Genomic DNA, 17,228 nt, shown 5'->3' with positions numbered 1-17,228 from the left:
CCGTCACCGACGGGGCGGACCGCTTCGTTGTTCCGGGGCCGGGCCGCGGCTACTGCGAGTTGGTCATCGACAGCACGTCGAGGGCCTCGTCCAACTGGGCCTCGGTGAGCTTGCCGTCGGTGACGTAGCCCCGTTCGATGACGACCTGGCGAATCGTTTTGCGCTCGGCCAGCGCCTGCTTGGCGACCTTCGCGGCCTCCTCGTAACCGATGTAGCGGTTGAGCGGCGTCACGATGGAGGGAGAGGACTCCGCGTACTCACGGCAGCGTTCCTCATCCGCCGCGATCCCGGCCACACAGCGGTCGGCGAACACACGGGAGACGTTCGCCAGCAGCCGGATCGACTCCAGCACGTTGCGCGCGATCAGCGGCAGTTGAACGTTCAGTTCGAACACCCCGGATGCGCCACCGAACGCGACCGCCGCGTCGTTGCCCACGACCTGCGAGGCGACCTGGAGCACCGCCTCGGGCAGTACGGGGTTGACCTTGCCTGGCATGATCGACGAACCCGGCTGGAGGTCGGGCAGGAAGATCTCGGTGAGGCCGGTCCGCGGACCGGAGCCCATCCAGCGGATGTCGTTGGCGATCTTGACGTAGCCCACGGCGATCGTGCGCAGCTGGCCGGAGAGCTCCACCAACCCGTCCCGTGCACCCTGCGCCTCGAAGTGGTCGCGGGCTTCGGTCAACGGCAGCCCGGTGGCCCGCGCGATCTCGGCGATCACCTTGGGCGAGAAGCCCTCGGGCGTGTTGATGCCGGTGCCCACGGCGGTCCCGCCCAGAGGCAGCTCGGCGACGCGCGGCAGGCTGGCTTCGACCCGCTCGATGCCGTAGCGGACCTGTGCGGCGTATCCGGCGAACTCCTGACCCAGGGTGACCGGAGTGGCGTCCATCAGGTGGGTACGGCCGCTCTTGACGACCGTCGCGAACTCCGCGGCCTTGGCACTGAGCACGCCTTCAAGGTGACGCAGCGCCGGGACCAGGTCGTTCACGATCGCGGAGGTGGCCGCGATGTGAATCGAAGATGGGAAGACGTCGTTGGACGACTGCGACGCGTTCACGTGGTCGTTGGGGTGCACCGGCTCACCGAGCCGCGCGGTGGCAAGGGTGGCCACGACCTCGTTGGTGTTCATGTTGCTGGACGTGCCGGAGCCGGTCTGGAACACGTCGATGGGGAACTGGTCGTTCCACCGGCCTTCGGCGACCTCCAGGGCTGCGGCGTGAATCGCCTCGGCCAGATCCGGTTTGATCACGCCCAGCTCGGCGTTGACCGTCGCCGCTGCGGCCTTGATGTGGCCCAGAGCAGCGATGTGCGCGTGCTCCAGTCCCTGACCGGAGATGGGGAAGTTCTCCACCGCCCGCTGGGTCTGCGCCCGCCACTTGGCGTCGGCGGGGACCTTGACCTCGCCCATCGAGTCGTGCTCGATCCGGAATTCACTCATTGCGAAAAGACACCTCCAGGGAAACTTTCACGTCAAAGACTGTCAGACCCTGCTGTGAGATCGTGCCCTGGGCCCGCTCCCCGGCACAGAGATTCACACCTCACCCGTGCGCCGTACCCCGGGGTGTCGGCACGTGGGGCCGACGATTTTGATCACCGAGGCGGGAACGGTCGGCGTGCCCCGGCCGTTGCAGGTCCTGGAAAGGGACGCCGACCGGTGCGTCCCCGTGCACGGCCGGGCAGCGCACCACCGGTTGTTGCGTACTCTCGGTGAGGTGAAGACCCGGATGAAGCGGAATCGCCGCTGGCCAGTCGTGCTCGGCGCCGTGTCCGTCCTCCTGCTCGGGGCGGGGTCGTGGACCGTCGCGACCGCGACCGACGACGCCCAGGGCGGTTACCAGGTCTCGGAGCAGCAGATCCAGGTTCCCGAATCCCCTGGCAGCCCCGACCGCATCGAGCTGGACACCTCCGCCTACCTGCCCCAGCAGCAGGGGGACGGACCGTTCCCGGCCGTTCTGCTGGCGCACGGTTTCGGCGGCAGCAAAGCCGACCTCCACGGCCAGGCCGGTGAACTCGCCCGGGCCGGCTACCTCGTCCTGACCTGGTCGGCGCGTGGTTTCGGGGAGTCGCAGGGACGGATCGGCCTCAACGATCCCGACCGAGAAGTGGCAGATGTCTCACATCTGATCGACTGGCTGGCCAAGCGCCCCGACGTGTCCTTGGACGCCGAGGGCGACCCCCGTGTGGGCATGGCCGGCTCCTCCTACGGCGGCGCGGTCACCTTGATGGCCGCGGGCGTTGACGACCGCATCGACGCCATCGCCCCGCAGAGCACCTACCACGACCTCACCGAGGCGATCTTCCCCGAGAGCTCGGTGGACACCGACGACGAGGGCGTCTACAAGCGGATGTGGACGGGCCTGCTCTTCAGCGCGGGCGGCTTCGGCGGGTTCGACGCACCGACCGACTCCACCGCACAGCAGGACGACGGTGCCCCCGAGGCCGCAGGATCGGACACCCCGGCCGCCCAGCAGCCGACCCCCCAGCCCGATGTCGATGCGGACACCCTCGACACCCCGGTCAACCTGGACCAGTTGGGTAATTCCGTGCGCTGCGGCCGCTATCAGCCCGAGATCTGCGCGCTCTACGAGCAGGTCGCCGAGCAGGGGACGGCCACCCCCGAGATTCGTGAACTGCTCACCCGGCACAGCCCGGCCGCCTCGACCGCCGACATCTCCGCCCCGACCCTGGTCGTCCAGGGCATGAACGACTCGCTGTTCCCGCTCGACCAGGCCGACGCCACGGTTGCGGACCTGCGCGCCAACGGTGTCGAGACCTCCGTCATGTGGACCGAGGGCGGGCACGACGGCGGCGACGCCGAGGCCCCGTACATACGGGAGCGCATCCAACGCTGGTTCGACGTCCACCTCGCCGGCGCCGATGCCGATCCGGTGCCCGTTTTCACCGTCAGCCGAGCCGGCGGCCTCACCGCCGGCGGAGGCACGGCCGAGGTCCGGCACGCCGAGTCCGATGAGTACGTCCCTCTGGCCGACGGTGACCGAGAGCGCATCGAACTGTCCAACACACCGCAGCCCGTCTCCTCCCCACCCGGAGGTTCGCCGGCCGCGATCTCGGCTCTCCCCGGTCTCTCCGCGTTGACCGGCCTGGGATCCCTGGGCGGTCTGGGCGGCTTCGCCTTCGACATGCCCGGTCAGACGGCGTTCTTCGAGTCCGAGCCTGTTGGCGCCGCCGGGGTGGACGTCACCGGAGCCCCGACGGTGCGCGTCAACGTGGTGGGGGACGGCGAGACGGTCCTTTTCGCCAAGCTCTACGACGTGGACTACGACGGACGGGCCACCCTTCCCCGCCAGCTCGTGGCCCCCGTCCGGGTCCAGGCCACCCCCGAAGGCACCGAGGTCCCGATCCAGCTGCCCGGGGTCAACCACTCCTTCGCCAGCGGCCACAAACTGCGCCTCGCGGTCAGCACCAGCGATATGGCCTATGCCGTCCCCGCGCAGAGCGTCACCTCGGTGGTGTCACTGGCCGATGCCGGTGTCGAGGTTCCGGTCCGCCCTGACCTCGTCGCCTCCGCGCCCCCGTTGCCCGTCTGGGTCTGGGCCCTCCCCCTCGCCGCTCTGGCCGTCGCGATGGGCCTCCTGGCCACCGCCCGGCGGGCCGGGAGCGCGGGGCGGCCCGATCCCGACCTCGCCGACGTCCCGCTGCGCATCCAAGGGCTGACCAAGCGCTACGCCAACGGCTACCTCGCTGTGAACGACCTTTCCTTCCAGGTCGAGCGCGGACAGGTGCTGGGGCTGCTCGGCCCCAACGGCGCGGGCAAGACCACCACGCTGCGCATGCTCATGGGCCTGGTGCGCCCCGATGCCGGCGAGATCCGTATCTTCGGACACCGGGTCGTCCCGGGAACCTCGGCGCTGGCCCGACTCGGGTCGTTCGTGGAGGGGCCCGGGAATCTCCCGCACCTGTCCGGGCGCGCCAACCTCGACCTGTACTGGAAGGCCATCGGGCGTCCCGACACCGAGGCGCACATGGCCGAGGCGGTCGAGATCGCCGCCCTGGGTTCTGCCCTGGACCGTCCGGTGCGCACCTACTCCCAGGGAATGCGCCAGCGGTTGTCCATCGCCCAAGCGATGCTCGGTCTGCCCGATCTGCTCGTGCTCGACGAACCCACCAACGGCCTCGACCCACCCCAGATCCGCGAGATGCGCGACGTCCTGGTCAAGTATGCGGCCACCGGGCGCACCGTCATCGTGTCCAGTCATCTGCTCGCCGAGGTCGAGCAGACCTGTACGCACGTGGTCGTCATGGACCAGGGGCGCAAGGTCGCGGCCGGTCGCGTCGAGGAGATCGTCGGCGCGGGTACGGCGATCCTGGTCGGCACGCCTGCTCCTGAGGACGCCCTGGTCCGGGTCCGCGCCCTCGACGGCGTTCGCGCCGCCGAAGTCGGTGCCGACGGACTACTGGTGCACCTGGAGGGGATCACCGTCGCCGCATTGGTCGCCGAACTCGTCGGAATGGGGATCGCCGTGGACCGGGTCACCCCGCACCGTCGCCTGGAGGACGCCTTCCTGTCCCTGATCGCAGACGCGGCAGCCGGAGAACGCCCATGACCGAGCACACGACGCCGACGCAGGGATACCGCGTGGGCCGCACCCTGCCGCTTCGAGTGGAGTTCGCCCGCCAGCTGCGCCGCCGTCGCACGCAGTTGGCGTTCGGTTTCCTGTTCCTGCTGCCCTGGATCCTGGTGCTCGCCTTCGCGGTGGACACCGGATCCGCCGACGAGCAACCCGATCAGCAGTCGTCCGGATTGTTCACCAGCATGACCGACATCGCCACGACCGGCGCGGTCAACTTCGCGGTGTTCACGATGTTCGTCTCCACCGGCTTCCTGCTGGTGGTCGTTGCCGGGCTGTTCTTCGGCGACACGGTGGCCAGCGAAGCCAACTGGTCGTCGCTGCGCTACCTGCTGGCTGCCCCGGTACCCCGGATGCGATTGCTGCGGCAGAAACTCCTCGTGGCGCTCGCCATGGTCACCATGGCCGTCGTTCTGCTGCCGTTGACCGCTCTCCTCGCGGGAGCGGTCTTCTACGGCCTCGACCCCCTGGTCCTGCCCTTGGGCGGCCCCCCGCTGTCCACAACCGAATCGTTGGGACGCCTCGGCCTGATCGTCCTTTACGCGCTGGTCAACCTACTTGTCGTCTCGGGGACGGCATTCGCGCTCACGGTTGCCACCGACTCGCCGTTGGGGGCGGTGGGCGGCGCCGTCGGACTGATCATCATGTCCAACATCCTTGAGGCAGTAGACGCTCTCGGCGCCGTCCGAGAATTCCTGCCCGCCTACTGGTCGTTCGCCTGGGCCGACGTGATGCTCACCGACATCCCGGTGGACTCGATGATCAAAGGGGCAGCCGTCTCGGTTTCCTACGCGCTGATTCTTTTCGCCTGGGCGTTTCGCCACTTCTCCCGTAAGGACGTGGTCTCCTAGCCTTCATCGCGGGAGGCCCGCAACGGGGAAGGGGAGAACCGCGGCGCCAATGGGACGACCACCAACAGCAGCAGCATCGGGACGGCGAACGCGGCTCGCAGGTCGGCCAGTTCGGCAACCGTCCCGATCAGGATCGCTCCCACGACGAATCCCACGTAGTTGAAGATGTTGACCCGGGCGACCGCCACCCCGGTGCCATGCGGGTCGAGGGCGCCTGCTGCGGAGAAACTGGTCGGCACGATCACCGAGGCACCCAGTCCGGCCAGTGCGAACCCCACCAGGGCGGGCCAGGGCCGGCTGGCGGACACGATCGCGAACAGGCCGAGCACGGCCAGCACCGCACCGGTTCGCACCACCGACGGTGCACCGTACCGACGGATCATGAAGTCCCCGACCGCCCTGCCGAGAACGGTCGTCACCTGGTAGGCACCGTAGGCAAGCGGGGCCAGTGCCCCAGCAGCCAGAGCTCCGGTCATGAAAACGGCGCTCCAGGTGGACACCGCGGAGTCGGCGATGTAGACGATGGCCAACGCGGTCCCGATCACAATGATCGGTCGCCACGGGACACGGGGCGCAGGACATCCACCCGATGCGGCCTGCGGGACGGCGCGCCCCCGGTACAGCAAAGGTCCGGCAGCCAGATTGACCAGTACGCCGATCCCGGCCACCACCGCGAAGGCCCCTGCCAGTCCCGGGCCGGCCCCGGCAAACATCCCGAGTGCACCGGTCGGGGCGAGACCTGCGGTGAAGGCCGCCCACAGGGAACCCAAAATCGCTCCGACGCTCCACACACCGTGGAAACCGGTCACCATGCTCCTACGGTAGGCGCGCTCCACTGCGACGGCCTGCATGTTCATTGCCGCGTCCACCACACCGAGGAGAAGACCGACGCAGAAATTGGCGGTGTAGAGCCATGGAAGCCCAGGAGCCGCACCCACTCCCACGATGGCCAGCGCCAACGCCGGTTGGGCCACGCGCAGCAATGCGGCGCTTCCCACCCTGGGGGAGAGGACGCCGGCCACCGCGCTGCCCACCCCCGCAACGACGGGGACGAGGGCCAGTACGACCGTCAACTGGCCCTCACCGAGGGCAAACCGATCCTGGAGGGTGGGAATCCGGGTGACCAGCGTCGCGAACAACAGGCCGGTGACGAGGAAGACTCCGTATCCGGCAATCCGGGCGCGTCGATCGACCGCGGTCGTGGAATTCGCCATCGGACCTCCACGGTAAATGTGAATCTAATTCACATAAGCTAACCCGTGGTGGCCGCCTCGACCAGAGAAATCAGGAGGGGGCCTGCGTCACCGCTGCTCGGCCGCCGGAGGAGAAGGGCGGTCGGTAGTGCACGAAGTACGTACTGGACGTCGGGTCACGGGCCCTTCCCTCTGCTGCACCGGGTGGGGCCGCCCCTGCCGCGACCTGGAAGCAGTGGTTCGGGGTCAGCCGAGTTCGGGTCGCTTCCTGGCCCGCCGTAGCCAGGGCCGTCTGCGCCGGGGGGCGCTGACGTGCACCGAACCGAACAAACAGAATCCTTCCACCTCCAGAACCGGAGCGTCGGCCACGGGGGACGGTCGGGTCGTGGTCATGCGCCGGCCGAGAAACGACCACCCGGTCACCCGCACCTCCATCCCCTCGGGCACCCGCACGTGGACACGGCCGAACAGCGCGGAGGCCGTCATCCGAACCGTGTTGCGCACCAGAAGCGCGTCGCGAAGGTCGATCTCGGCGGTCCCGAAAAGGGCGTAGGCATACTGCTGCGGTGCGACCACCCAGCGTCCCGCACGGGTGTCGTTTCCGAAGAACGCGGAGACGGGGGCGGTCTCCAACCGGAGGGGCTGACGTTCGGCCGGTAGCAGGTCGCTGGTGATCGGGGGGAGTTCGCCGAGGGTGCGCGCCTCGTGCACCCGGTCACTGCGCTCGGTGAACTCCTCCAGGTCCAGTCGGCCGTCCTCGGCTGCTGCCCGCAGCACGTCCAGTACACGCTGCCTGTCGGCATCGGAGGCGCGCAGCTTGGAAGCGGGTAGACCCTCATTCACCCCTTCAACCTACTGTGCCGCTGGGTGTGCGGGGGAGGCCGCACACCCAGCGGAGGGTCACCGGTCGGCCGGTGGCCCGGGGCCGGTCAGGCGGCGCGGTGCGCGCCGGCGGCACGGCGGCGCCGCGCGTACCACGCGAGTCCGGCCCCGCCCAGCATGGCGACCAGCGCGCTGAGGAACAGGCCGGTAATGGTCGATCCCGTCACCGGAAGCTGTTCCCCGTTGTGTGCGGCGTTGTGTCCGTCATGCGTGCCCTGGCTGTCAACGGGCGGCGGCTGGGAGTCGCCCGCGGGTGCTTCGGGGGATGCCGAAGATTCGGGGGAGGCTTGACCGCCGTCGGTCGTCCCGGAGCCGTCGTTCGTCTCCTTCTCTTCGGCGGGGGGACCGACCGGTTCCGGGGTCGTGCCGCCGGTGCCCTCACCCGCCTGTCCGCCGTGCTCGGCGTGCTCGTCGCCCGGGTCCATGCCGCCCACGGGGGTGATGGTGGGCAGCCCCTGGCCGGTTCCGCCGAAATCGACGTCGGAGCAGGAGTAGAACGCCTCGGGGCTGTCGGTGCGCTGCCAGATCACGTAGATGACGTGCCGTCCGCTCTTGCCCTGGGGCAGGGGGCCGGTCAGGTCGTACGTGCCGGCGACCGGCTGCGGGTCGTCCACCCGGTGAAAGGGTTCTTCTTCCAGGTCCGACCACTTCAAAGCCTGGCCGGGGTCGTAGCCGTCCTTGGTCACGTACAGCTCGATGTACCCCTTGTGCGGGGCGGTCACGGTGTACTCCCAAGCGAAGTCACCGCTGGTGGCGAGGTTGGTCGCGGCCCAGTTTCCCGGCTTGTCCAGGCCGGAGAAAGCGGGGTCGCCGCCACTGCAGAGCTGGCCGTCGGGGATGTTCTGCCGGTGGTTGCTGTCGGCCTCGCCGTCGCGAACCCCGTTCCAGTCGTAGAGCGCCTGGGAGCCGTTGGCCGCGACCAGGTCCTTGCACGCCTGCGACTGGGGATTTTCGGGGCCTTCGGCATGGCAGGCCGCGATTCTGCTCGCGGGGCTGCCCATCGTTCCGTGGGCGTGGGCCACGCCTGTGCCCAGGCCGATGACGGCCAGGGGAGCGGTGGCCAGTACGGCCAGGGCTCGTGTCGCACGTCGCGGATTCATTGGGGGACTCCTCAGTTGGACTAGGGGGAGCCGTGCGGGAAGCGGGTCCGCACGGTCGTCCGGGCTGGAGGACAACCTTCCGGGGTGTGCCGAGCCGTGTACGCCGCCCCCCTGTGACGTCGGCAGGGGAAGCGGTCCGGGGAATCCGGGACTGCTCGAACGTGATTCCAGCCCACCCGAAAGGTGTGAGAGAGGACTATACACATTCGATATCTTCTGCGGTAACTGAAGAAGAAAGGGTGCTTTGAGCAGGATATTTGTGTTTTTTGAGTGTTAATGATAAAGGAGGTTTCCTATTTTTTTATCCCTTTTGAGGTGTTTTAAAGTCGAGAGTCTGATTTGCATTTTCCGTCTCTTCGGGTAAAGGCCTGGGATGTGGTCCCGGCCCCCTGGAAACCGCTGGAAAATTCGTGGGCATGCCATCTACGGTGGGGCGCATGACCTCGTCGCGGTTACGCCAACCGTTCTCCGAAGAGCACGCGGACACCCCTCCCGCAGCCATCTCGCTGCGCCGGGTGGTGAAGCGCTTCGGTACCCTGACCGCCGTCAACGGACTCGACCTCGACGTCCCGGAAGGCATCGTGCTCGGTCTGCTCGGCCCCAACGGAGCGGGAAAATCCACCACGATGCGGATGCTGACCGCCCAAAGCCGCGCCGACTCCGGGCACATCAGCATCCTGGGCCACCCGATCCCGCAGGAATCCAAGTGGGCGCGCTCGCTCATGGGGGTCGTCCCCCAGCACGACAACCTCGACGAGGAACTGACCGTCGAGGAGAACCTGCGCGTTTTCACCCACCTCTACCGGGTCCCGCGCCGCGAACGCGCCCAGTGCGTTGAGCAGGCTCTGGGGCTCGCCCATCTAAAGGACCGGAAGGACAGTTTCACCGGCAAGCTTTCCGGAGGGATGCGCCGCCGGCTGCTCATCGCCCGCGGGCTGGTCCACCGTCCCCGCGTGGTCCTGCTGGACGAGCCGACGGTCGGTCTCGACCCCCAGGTCCGACAGGAACTGTGGGGACTCATCTCGGGACTGCGCGACGACGGTGTGACGGTCCTGATGTCCACCCACTACATCGAGGAGGCCGAACGGCTCTCCGACGAGGTGGCGTTGATGGCCAAAGGACGGGTGATCAACCGTGGCACCCCCGCCGAACTCATCACCGAGTTCGCCGGGAAACTGGTCGAGGAGTACGCGGTGAGCCTGGACAAGATCGCCTCCTTGGAGGACATGGTGCACGCCGCCGGGTTCAGCACCCGACGCACCGGATCGGCGCTGTCGGTCCTGCGCGCCGAAGACCTGCCCGACTCGCTTCGCGACCGTCTCGGCGCAGGCACACGACGGGTCAGCAACCTCGAAGACGTGTTCGTGGCACTGACGGGGGAGCGAGTCGAATGACCATGGCCGAACACGCGGCAGCCCAGCGCGGCCTCCGCTCCGAGTCCCGCCCCGGACGCTTCGAACTCGCCCCCATCACCGGTGTCCTCGCCCGGGAATGGGCGCTGTACCGGCGCACCTGGGGGCCGGTCACATTCGCCGCGATCGTCGAGCCGATCCTGTACCTGCTCGCCTTCGGCTTCGGTATGGGCGCTCTGGTGGGCAGCATCGCCGGCTACGACTACATCGACTTCCTCGGGACCGGCATCGTCGCGATGTCCGTCCTGTTCACGTCGATGTTCCCCGGCATGATCAACACGTTCGTGCGACGCGAGTTCCAGCATTCTTATGAGGGAATCCTGGCGGCACCGGTGGACGTCCGAGAGGTCATCACCGCCGAGGCCCTGTGGATCGCCCTGAAAGCAGGCGTCTACGGGTGCGCTCCGCTCCTGGTGGCGATCGGTTTCGGGTTGAAGCCCACCCCGGCGATGCTGCTCGTCCCGTTCATCGCCCTCGTCACCGGATTCGGCTTCGCCCTATTGGGCATCCTGCTCTCGGCCCTGATCTCGTCGATCCGGATGATGGACTACCTGATCTCGGGCGTAATCACCCCGCTGTTCCTCGTCGCCGGAACGTTCTTCCCGATCGACCAGTTGCCGGGCTGGGCGCAGACGATAGCCGCGTTGAACCCGCTCTACCACTGTGTGGAACTGGTGCGTGGAACCGCCTTCGAAATCGGGCTGCTGCCCTTCCTGGGGCACGCCGCAGCGCTCTGCGTCTTCACTGCTGTCGCCTGGATCCTGGCGGTCACGATGATGCAGCGCAGGCTCATCGACTAGTAACACGCGTGAGGCGACCCCGGAAACGGCGATCAGCGCCCCCCGGGTGCGCCCCTGCCGGTGGTCCCGGCCGCCGACTGCTCGACCGGGACCACGGGGAGCCGGCGCCGGGCCGGCAGCTGTCCCCGGTTGGCTCAGGAAGGGCTGGGAACCCACCGCAGGATGGTCGAGGAGCCGCCGCCGTCGCTCAGTTCCACCGCACCGCCGATCCCGCCCCACTGTTCGGGGTTGGCCTCCTCGGCCTCTTGGGCGATGTAGCGGCCGTCCATGTAGAAGCCGATGTGCGCTCCCTCCAGGCCCTTCATCGTCTGCTGGAACACTGGATCGTCCCCCAGCCGTCCGGTGCCGGCGGTCCCGTAGGACAACACGGTCGTGTCGCCGTCGGCAGACACCCCGGGGCCGGTGGTGTAGCCGCCGGAAGCCGTCCCCGCCGCGAATTCCTCCCAGATTCCCTGGTCGGCACCGGCCAGCCGGACCTCGAAGGACCCGTCGTCACCGGAGCCGAAGAAGTCGTCGCCGATATCGGTGAAACCGATCGCGGTCGTTGTCCCCAACAACTTCGTGAAGTCGCCGGGAAGCGCCACTCCCATCTGCTGGAATGCCTCGTTCGCATCGGCGAAGTCCGGGGAGGATTCGATCGTGTCGGAGTTGGTTTCCCACACCTGCTGGGCCAGGGCGTCCAGCCCGTCACCGCCAACTGCGATCACCGAGTTGTCGGGAAGGTCGTTCAACGCGGTGATCCCGCCGGCGGGAACCTCACCGGACAGCATGGCTTCGCCGTCCACGGTCCACGCGTAGGCGTCGGCGCGGAACTCCAGGTAGTCGCTTTCCAGGCGCAGGACGGCGGCAACACGCCCATCGAGGTCGCCGACCTGGGCCAAGTCGTCGAAACTGCCGTTGGAGGCGCCCAGCGCGCTCTTGCTCAACCCCCCGATGTCGCCCCACAGGGTAGCCACCCCCTCCCCGATCTCGTCGATGTCGGTGGCGAAGGTCTCGTTCTTGTCCAGCGTGCCGTACTGGGCGATCTGGCCGTCCAGGTCGGCCAGGGAGGCGTCGTCGGTCGTGACGAGCGCGAACCCGTTCTTCACGACGAAGGAGAAGTCCTGGGACTCCGCGTGTACTTTCTCCAGGGTTTCCGTGGCCTTCCCCTCGTTCTCGGCGGCGATGGCCACCGCGAACACCGGTGCGCTGTCGGGCCCCTCCCACACCGCGAAACCGAAGCGCTGGCCCAGCCACGGCTCCACGTCGTTGACGTAGTCCAGCTCTGGGAACGCCTCCTCGACGACGGCGCGCGCGGGGTCTTCTTCGGAACCGCCCAGCTCATCGCGGACGGAGTCGGGGAGTTTGTTGTAGAACTGCGCGTAGGACGCCCACTGTCCGCCGGTGGGCTTGAGGTCCACCTTGGCGAACATCAGCGACGACCCGGGCAGCACGGTCTCGGGCTGCGGGCCACCGAACAGGTTGTTCACCAGTGCGGTCGAGGCCCACACCGTCGTCCCCATCAGAGCAAGGGCCACAACCACAGAGGCCGGGACCAGCCAGATGCTCTTCTTGCGCGGTGCCGGCCCGGGAGCCGGTTGGTAGACGTGTCCCGGAGGGGGGCCCTGCGGCGGGTATCCGTAGCCGGGCTGCCCCTGCACGGGCTGCTGCCCCCACTGCTGCGGAGGCTGGTTGGGCGGGTCGGGGTAGGACATCGAACCTCCGGACTGCACGGGATCTTTCGTGTCTAGGCCGGTAGGACCCGCCGTAGAGGGCCGGGGTTCCCCCAGGACGCACATCGTTTTCGAAAAGTGATCGGCAGAGACCGCACCCGCTGCGGCCCCGCGTGTCCGTGGAGCCGCAGTGCGAACGTGCGGGCGGCGCCCGCACCGATGGGACTTCCGTTGCCGATCGCTAGTTTGCGGTCTTGAAATCGATGCCGCTGTAGGTCGCCAGCTTGCTCAGGCGGTGCTCGCTCATGACCCGGCGGGTGGTCCCGCTCCGCCCCCGCATGACCAGGGAGTCGGTGGTCGCCCCGCCCGCTGCGTAACGAACGCCGTCGATCAACTCGCCGTCGGTGATCCCGGTGGCCGCGAAGAAGACGTCGTCGGAGGAGACGAGGTCGTCGGTGGTCAGCACCCGGGACAGATCGTGCCCGGCCTCCTGCGCCTTGCGGCGCTCGTCGTCGTCGGTCGGCCACAACCGTCCCTGGATCACACCGCCCAGGCACTTGATCGCGCATGCCGTGATGATGCCCTCGGGCGTACCGCCGATTCCCAGGAGCAGATCCACCCCGGTGCCGGCCCGGGCAGCCATGATCGCACCGGCGACATCGCCGTCCATGATGAACTTGATCCGTGCCCCGGTGGCGCGTACCTCGTGCACGAGCCGCTCGTGCCGCGGCCGGTCCAGGATCACGACCGTGACGTCCTGCGGTGTGCCGCCCTTGGCCGCGGCGACGGCCCGGATGTTGTCGGCGACGGGCGCGTCGATGTCCACCTCCGCCGCCGCGGCAGGCCCGGTGACCAGCTTCTCCATGTAGAACACGGCAGAAGGGTCGAACATCGAACCGCGTGGGCTCACGGCCAGTACGGCCACGGCGTTCGGCATTCCCATCGCGGTCAGGCGGGTGCCGTCCACCGGGTCCACCGCCACATCGCATTCGGGGCCGGTGCCGTCGCCCACGCGTTCGCCGTTGTAGAGCATGGGCGCGTTGTCCTTCTCACCCTCGCCGATGACGACCGTGCCATCCATCGAGACGGTGCTGATCAGGTGACGCATCCCGCGTACTGCGGCACCGTCGGCCCCGTTCTTGTCCCCGCGGCCGACCCAACGGGCGGCGGCGAGCGCCGCGGCCTCGGTGACCCGCACGAGTTCCAACGCGAGGTTGCGATCGGGGGCGTCGGTGGGGGTCGGCACAGGAGCGTTCGGAGTGGTCATGATCGGCCTTTCGGGTCAGCTCGGGCGCCCCGGCAAGCGAGGGACCTGCTGATTTTCTCAGCTTCGGTCCCGGGTGGAGTTCGCTCGGGAGGCGGCTCGCGTACTCTCAACCCTAGGCGAGCCCCCCGCACGCGATCGAGGACGATTGGGTTGACTGTGGAGAAGGTGGAAAAGCCGGTACGGATCTCGCACCGCGGCGCTGCCACGCGCAGCGCGCTGCTCGTAGCGGCGTCGCACGTGTTCCGCACGGTCGGTTTCGACCGGGCCGGGGTCAGCGAGGTCGTCGCCCACGCGGGGGCCAGCGTCGGCAGTCTCTATCACCATTTCGGGGGCAAGGCCGATCTCTACATCGCACTCTACGAAGAGTTCCAGCAGCGGCAGCAGGAACGCACGCACCAGGCCGCAGCCCTGGCGAGAGCCGCCGGTGAGACCGATCCGGCCCGATTGATGAACCGCTCGGCCCGGGCCTACCTGGAGGGCTGCATCGAAGAGCGTGAGCTCACCTGGCTGTTTTTCAGCGGGGACAGCCCACCGGGTTTCGAGGCCACCATGCGCACCCGGCTGCGCGAGTGGACCGACCGCAACGTCGCCCTTTACCGCAAGGCCGATGAGCCCGTCAACGAGGCACTCCTGCTGATCGTCAGTGGTTCGATCTCCCTCGCCGTCAGCGAGGTCGTGCGCCGGGAGGACGTGACCGCGGCCCGCGCCCTCGCCGACCAGGTGGTCAACACGCTCGGACGCCTCACCCCACCCCGGTAAGGACGCCCCGCCGACATCGGGCAAGCTGGTCGGACCATGACCGAACGCAGTCACGAAGCGGAGTACACCGCATGAGCAGTGGTGGCAGCCGCGCCAACAGCACTTTTACCGGATACGCGATTGTCCTGGGGGTGATCGTGCTCATCGTGGGCGCCATGGCCTTCGTGGTCAACGGCCGTTCCGTGGAGCACATCCCGAGCATCGACTACACCGCCGACGCCCTCACCCTCGCCGAGGTCGCCCCCTACCGTACCTACGCGCCGCGGGACCTGCCGGACGGATGGGTCCCCACCAGCTCACGGCTGGAGACCGGCGGGGCGCTCCCGGGAGAGGACCCCAAAGAGCCGGTCAGCTGGTCACTGGGGTTCGCCACCCCACGGGACCGGCATGCCGCATTCAGCATCAGTGACGCCGATCCGGCCACGTTCATCGCCGAGACCAGCCGCGGTGGTACACCGGACGGTGAATCGACGGTGAACGGCGAAGAATGGGAGCGTTATTACAGCAAGTCAGAGGGCGAGCGTGCCATCGTCAGACGTGCTGAGGGCGCGACCCGAGTTGTTTCGGGCAGTTCTCAATACGACGAGCTGGAAGTACTCGCGCAGTCGCTGGCCGCGCAACAAAAGCCGGAGTAGCGGTCCGCTGCCCCTAGCGGCCATTCGGGTTCCTGTTTCGGATCTGCTTTAACCTCGCTTTGAGGTGCAGCGGGGTATATCTGAGGTCAACCAGTAATTACGGAGTTGATTTCCAGATGTTCGATGCACTATTCGATTGGTTCAAAGGCATGGTCACCGGCGCGGCTGAAACCGTCGGGGAGACCGCCGAGACCACCACCGCCGGATTCGGTGACGCAGCCGCCCAGGTCGGTGACCAGGCCGGGCAGTTCGAGGCGGGGCTGACCGAGCAGTACGGCACCGCCCAGGACGCCTTCGCCGACCCCGGAGCGATGGCGGGTGACTATGCGGCGGATGCCGGGGCCGCACTCGGTGATCAGGCCGGGCAGTTCGAGGCGGGGCTGACCGAGCAGTACGGCACCGCCCAGGACGCCTTCGCCGACCCGGCAGCCGCAGTCGAGGGCCAGGCCGCCGACCTTTCGGCCGCCGCGCAGGCCCAGGCCCAAGAGGCGGCCCAGCCGGCCAAGGACCTGGGAGAGTTCTTCCCCGAACGGTGACCCCTTCCAGGCTCGTCCCACGGTCAGAACGGTGCGTCGTCCCCCCCACCAGGGGTGTCCTCGGCCAAGGCCACGGCGAGCCTGGCGCGGGCTCCCTCCAGCCACGACTCGCAAGTCCTGGCCAGTTCCTCCCCGCGCTCCCACAGGGCCAACGATTCCTTCAACGTCAGGCCGCCCGACTCAAGGCGCCGCACGACCGTGTTCAACTCCTCCCGCGCCTCCTCGTAGCCGAGCTCAGGCTCGGTCGCCCCTGCCTCTGTGGTCTCCGTCATCGATCGTCCCCTTCCTCCGGTGCCGCCTCGCCGGCGGTCACGGTCAGTTCGTCTTCGGCGAAGCGCAGCCGCAGCGGATCGCCGGTCCCCACCTCTTCTGCAGAACGGACCACGGACCCGTCCGCCCGCTGCACGATGGCGTAGCCGCGCGCCAGCGTCGTAGCCGGCGACAGTGCGTGCAGCCTGGCCCCCGTATGAGCGAGGCCGTCGGCGGCTCGGTCCAGTGCCGTCGTCAACGCCCGTCGGGCACGGTCACGCGCATCCAGGACCTGTTCCACCTGCCTGTCCACCTCGCGCAGCGGGCTGGCCAGCACCGGGCGCGAACGCATCCCCGCCAGCCACGCCTCCTCACGGGCGACCCCCCCTTGAAGGACCCGGCGTCCGCGGTCCCGCAACTGCCGGATCAGCTGGAGTTGTTCTCCCACGTCCGGTACGACCTTCTTGGCGGCGTCGGTCGGCGTGGAGGCCCGCACGTCCGCGACCAGGTCCAATAACGGACTGTCCTGCTCGTGGCCGATCGCACTGACCACAGGGGTCCCGGTGGCCGACACCGCGCGCACCAGCGCCTCGTCGGAGAACGCCAACAGGTCCTCCAGAGAACCGCCGCCGCGTGCGATGACGATCACGTCCACCTCCGGACGCGCGTCGAGATCCTTGACGGCCGCCATCACCTCGCCCACCGCCCGGTCACCCTGGACCGCGACCTCGCGTACCTCGAAACGCACCGCCGGCCAGCGGCGCCGTCCGTTCTCCAGGACATCGCGTTCCGCGGCGGACTCGCGACCGCACACCAGCCCGACCACGCCGGGCAGGAACGGCAGACGCCGTTTGCGGGACTCCGCGAACAGCCCCTCCGCCGCGAGCGTCGTTCGCAGTTGCTCCAACCGGGCCAGCAGCTCGCCCAGACCGACGTGCCGGATCTCCAACGCCTGCAGCGCGAAGGTGCCCCGCGGCACGTAGAAATCGGGTTTGGCGTGAATCACCACGCGCGCTCCCGCCTGGGGGGCCGGCGCGGCCGCCTCCAGGACCCGTACCGGACAGGTGACCCGTGCCGAGACGTTGGCGACCGGGTCGCGCAGCGTGATGTAGACCATCGAGCCGCGGCGGTTCAGCTCCGCGATCTGGCCCTCCACCCAGATCCGGCCGAGCCGCCCGACCCAGCCGCCGACCGCTTGCATGACGACGCGGACCGGCTGCGGTGCCTCAGGTGTGCTCTCCATCCCCATGGCATCCGAGCCTAGGCCCACGTGGCGACAGCGCAGGGGTAGCCGCCCCGGGTG

At 68.4% G+C, this 17,228-nt stretch carries 15 protein-coding genes; 7 read left to right on the top strand and 8 right to left on the bottom strand.

Going from position 1 to position 17,228, the window contains the following annotated elements:
- Positions 1-49: 49 nt before the first annotated feature.
- Positions 50-1,438 (bottom strand): class II fumarate hydratase, encoded by a 1,389-nt coding sequence (locus AC0VYP_RS20300; protein WP_285757658.1) that lies wholly within the window; start codon positions 1,436-1,438, stop codon positions 50-52.
- Positions 1,439-1,571: 133 nt separating this feature from the next.
- Here AC0VYP_RS20300 and AC0VYP_RS20295 point away from each other — a divergent pair, with 133 nt between their 5' ends.
- Complete coding sequence (locus tag AC0VYP_RS20295; protein ID WP_475471266.1) at positions 1,572-4,565, top strand: alpha/beta fold hydrolase; 2,994 nt, start codon at positions 1,572-1,574, stop codon at positions 4,563-4,565.
- On the top strand, positions 4,562-5,440 hold the full coding sequence (locus AC0VYP_RS20290; RefSeq protein WP_285757654.1) for an ABC transporter permease: 879 nt from the start codon (positions 4,562-4,564) through the stop codon (positions 5,438-5,440). The genes AC0VYP_RS20295 and AC0VYP_RS20290 overlap by 4 nt, the downstream gene beginning before the upstream one ends.
- Here AC0VYP_RS20290 and AC0VYP_RS20285 read toward each other — a convergent pair.
- From AC0VYP_RS20285 to AC0VYP_RS20275, 3 genes are all read right to left on the bottom strand, one after another.
- On the bottom strand, positions 5,437-6,654 hold the full coding sequence (locus tag AC0VYP_RS20285) for an MFS transporter (RefSeq protein ID WP_475471263.1): 1,218 nt from the start codon (positions 6,652-6,654) through the stop codon (positions 5,437-5,439). The genes AC0VYP_RS20290 and AC0VYP_RS20285 overlap by 4 nt on opposite strands.
- A 225-nt stretch (positions 6,655-6,879) precedes the next feature.
- Positions 6,880-7,476 carry a DUF1707 SHOCT-like domain-containing protein gene (locus AC0VYP_RS20280; protein WP_285757650.1) on the bottom strand — a complete coding sequence of 199 codons (597 nt, stop codon included), beginning with the start codon at positions 7,474-7,476 and terminating at the stop codon, positions 6,880-6,882.
- An 86-nt stretch (positions 7,477-7,562) separates the two neighbouring features.
- Positions 7,563-8,615 carry a lytic polysaccharide monooxygenase auxiliary activity family 9 protein gene (locus AC0VYP_RS20275; protein WP_475471261.1) on the bottom strand — a complete coding sequence of 351 codons (1,053 nt, stop codon included), beginning with the start codon at positions 8,613-8,615 and terminating at the stop codon, positions 7,563-7,565.
- 437 nt (positions 8,616-9,052) lie between these two features.
- On the opposite strand from AC0VYP_RS20275, the gene AC0VYP_RS20270 reads away from it, so the two are divergent.
- Together AC0VYP_RS20270 and AC0VYP_RS20265 are read left to right on the top strand one after the other, a co-directional pair.
- Positions 9,053-10,009, top strand: coding sequence for an ABC transporter ATP-binding protein (locus AC0VYP_RS20270; protein WP_475471259.1), 957 nt, complete (start codon positions 9,053-9,055; stop codon positions 10,007-10,009).
- A gap of 2 nt (positions 10,010-10,011) precedes the next feature.
- Positions 10,012-10,827, top strand: a complete 816-nt coding sequence (locus tag AC0VYP_RS20265) for an ABC transporter permease (protein WP_432707438.1) — start codon at positions 10,012-10,014, stop codon at positions 10,825-10,827.
- Between the two features lie 134 nt (positions 10,828-10,961).
- Here the strand turns inward: AC0VYP_RS20265 and AC0VYP_RS20260 are convergent, their stop codons facing one another.
- Both AC0VYP_RS20260 and glpX read right to left on the bottom strand, forming a co-directional pair.
- Positions 10,962-12,521 (bottom strand): acyltransferase, encoded by a 1,560-nt coding sequence (locus AC0VYP_RS20260; protein WP_285757644.1) that lies wholly within the window; start codon positions 12,519-12,521, stop codon positions 10,962-10,964.
- A gap of 199 nt (positions 12,522-12,720) precedes the next feature.
- Positions 12,721-13,746 carry a class II fructose-bisphosphatase gene (gene glpX, locus AC0VYP_RS20255; RefSeq protein ID WP_285757643.1) on the bottom strand — a complete coding sequence of 342 codons (1,026 nt, stop codon included), beginning with the start codon at positions 13,744-13,746 and terminating at the stop codon, positions 12,721-12,723.
- A 156-nt stretch (positions 13,747-13,902) separates the two neighbouring features.
- Here glpX and AC0VYP_RS20250 point away from each other — a divergent pair, with 156 nt between their 5' ends.
- The 3 genes from AC0VYP_RS20250 (at position 13,903) to AC0VYP_RS20240 (ending at position 15,676) form a co-directional block, all read left to right on the top strand.
- Positions 13,903-14,505: a TetR/AcrR family transcriptional regulator gene (locus AC0VYP_RS20250; RefSeq protein WP_475474314.1), complete on the top strand. Its 603-nt coding sequence runs from the start codon at positions 13,903-13,905 to the stop codon at positions 14,503-14,505.
- Between the two features lie 71 nt (positions 14,506-14,576).
- Positions 14,577-15,140 (top strand): DUF4245 domain-containing protein, encoded by a 564-nt coding sequence (locus AC0VYP_RS20245; RefSeq protein WP_285757642.1) that lies wholly within the window; start codon positions 14,577-14,579, stop codon positions 15,138-15,140.
- 116 nt (positions 15,141-15,256) lie between these two features.
- Positions 15,257-15,676, top strand: a complete 420-nt coding sequence (locus tag AC0VYP_RS20240; RefSeq protein WP_285757641.1) for a hypothetical protein — start codon at positions 15,257-15,259, stop codon at positions 15,674-15,676.
- A 23-nt stretch (positions 15,677-15,699) separates the two neighbouring features.
- Here the strand turns inward: AC0VYP_RS20240 and AC0VYP_RS20235 are convergent, their stop codons facing one another.
- Together AC0VYP_RS20235 and xseA are read right to left on the bottom strand one after the other, a co-directional pair.
- Positions 15,700-15,948, bottom strand: a complete 249-nt coding sequence (locus AC0VYP_RS20235; protein WP_475471256.1) for an exodeoxyribonuclease VII small subunit — start codon at positions 15,946-15,948, stop codon at positions 15,700-15,702.
- A complete protein-coding gene (xseA, locus tag AC0VYP_RS20230; RefSeq protein ID WP_285757639.1) occupies positions 15,945-17,174 on the bottom strand; it encodes an exodeoxyribonuclease VII large subunit in 1,230 nt (409 codons plus the stop codon). The genes AC0VYP_RS20235 and xseA overlap by 4 nt, the downstream gene beginning before the upstream one ends.
- Positions 17,175-17,228: the final 54 nt, after the last annotated feature.

Source organism: Nocardiopsis sp. iso_186, assembly GCF_056173365.1.
The sequence above is the reverse complement of the archived record's forward strand: the minus strand, read 5'-3'. Positions and strand labels throughout refer to the sequence as shown.

Bases quoted from the DNA above. Each gene is read 5' to 3' on its own strand.
- AC0VYP_RS20270 (WP_475471259.1), top strand. From the start codon at position 9,053: ATGACCTCGTCGCGGTTACGCCAACCGTTCTCCGAAGAGCACGCGGAC.
- AC0VYP_RS20235 (WP_475471256.1), bottom strand. From the start codon at position 15,948: ATGACGGAGACCACAGAGGCAGGGGCGACCGAGCCTGAGCTCGGCTAC.
- AC0VYP_RS20275 (WP_475471261.1), bottom strand. From the start codon at position 8,615: ATGAATCCGCGACGTGCGACACGAGCCCTGGCCGTACTGGCCACCGCT.
- AC0VYP_RS20240 (WP_285757641.1), top strand. From the start codon at position 15,257: ATGTTCGATGCACTATTCGATTGGTTCAAAGGCATGGTCACCGGCGCG.
- AC0VYP_RS20265 (WP_432707438.1), top strand. From the start codon at position 10,012: ATGGCCGAACACGCGGCAGCCCAGCGCGGCCTCCGCTCCGAGTCCCGC.
- glpX (WP_285757643.1), bottom strand. From the start codon at position 13,746: ATGACCACTCCGAACGCTCCTGTGCCGACCCCCACCGACGCCCCCGAT.
- AC0VYP_RS20285 (WP_475471263.1), bottom strand. From the start codon at position 6,654: ATGGCGAATTCCACGACCGCGGTCGATCGACGCGCCCGGATTGCCGGA.
- AC0VYP_RS20245 (WP_285757642.1), top strand. From the start codon at position 14,577: ATGAGCAGTGGTGGCAGCCGCGCCAACAGCACTTTTACCGGATACGCG.
- AC0VYP_RS20290 (WP_285757654.1), top strand. From the start codon at position 4,562: ATGACCGAGCACACGACGCCGACGCAGGGATACCGCGTGGGCCGCACC.
- AC0VYP_RS20260 (WP_285757644.1), bottom strand. From the start codon at position 12,521: ATGTCCTACCCCGACCCGCCCAACCAGCCTCCGCAGCAGTGGGGGCAG.
- AC0VYP_RS20300 (WP_285757658.1), bottom strand. From the start codon at position 1,438: ATGAGTGAATTCCGGATCGAGCACGACTCGATGGGCGAGGTCAAGGTC.
- xseA (WP_285757639.1), bottom strand. From the start codon at position 17,174: ATGGGGATGGAGAGCACACCTGAGGCACCGCAGCCGGTCCGCGTCGTC.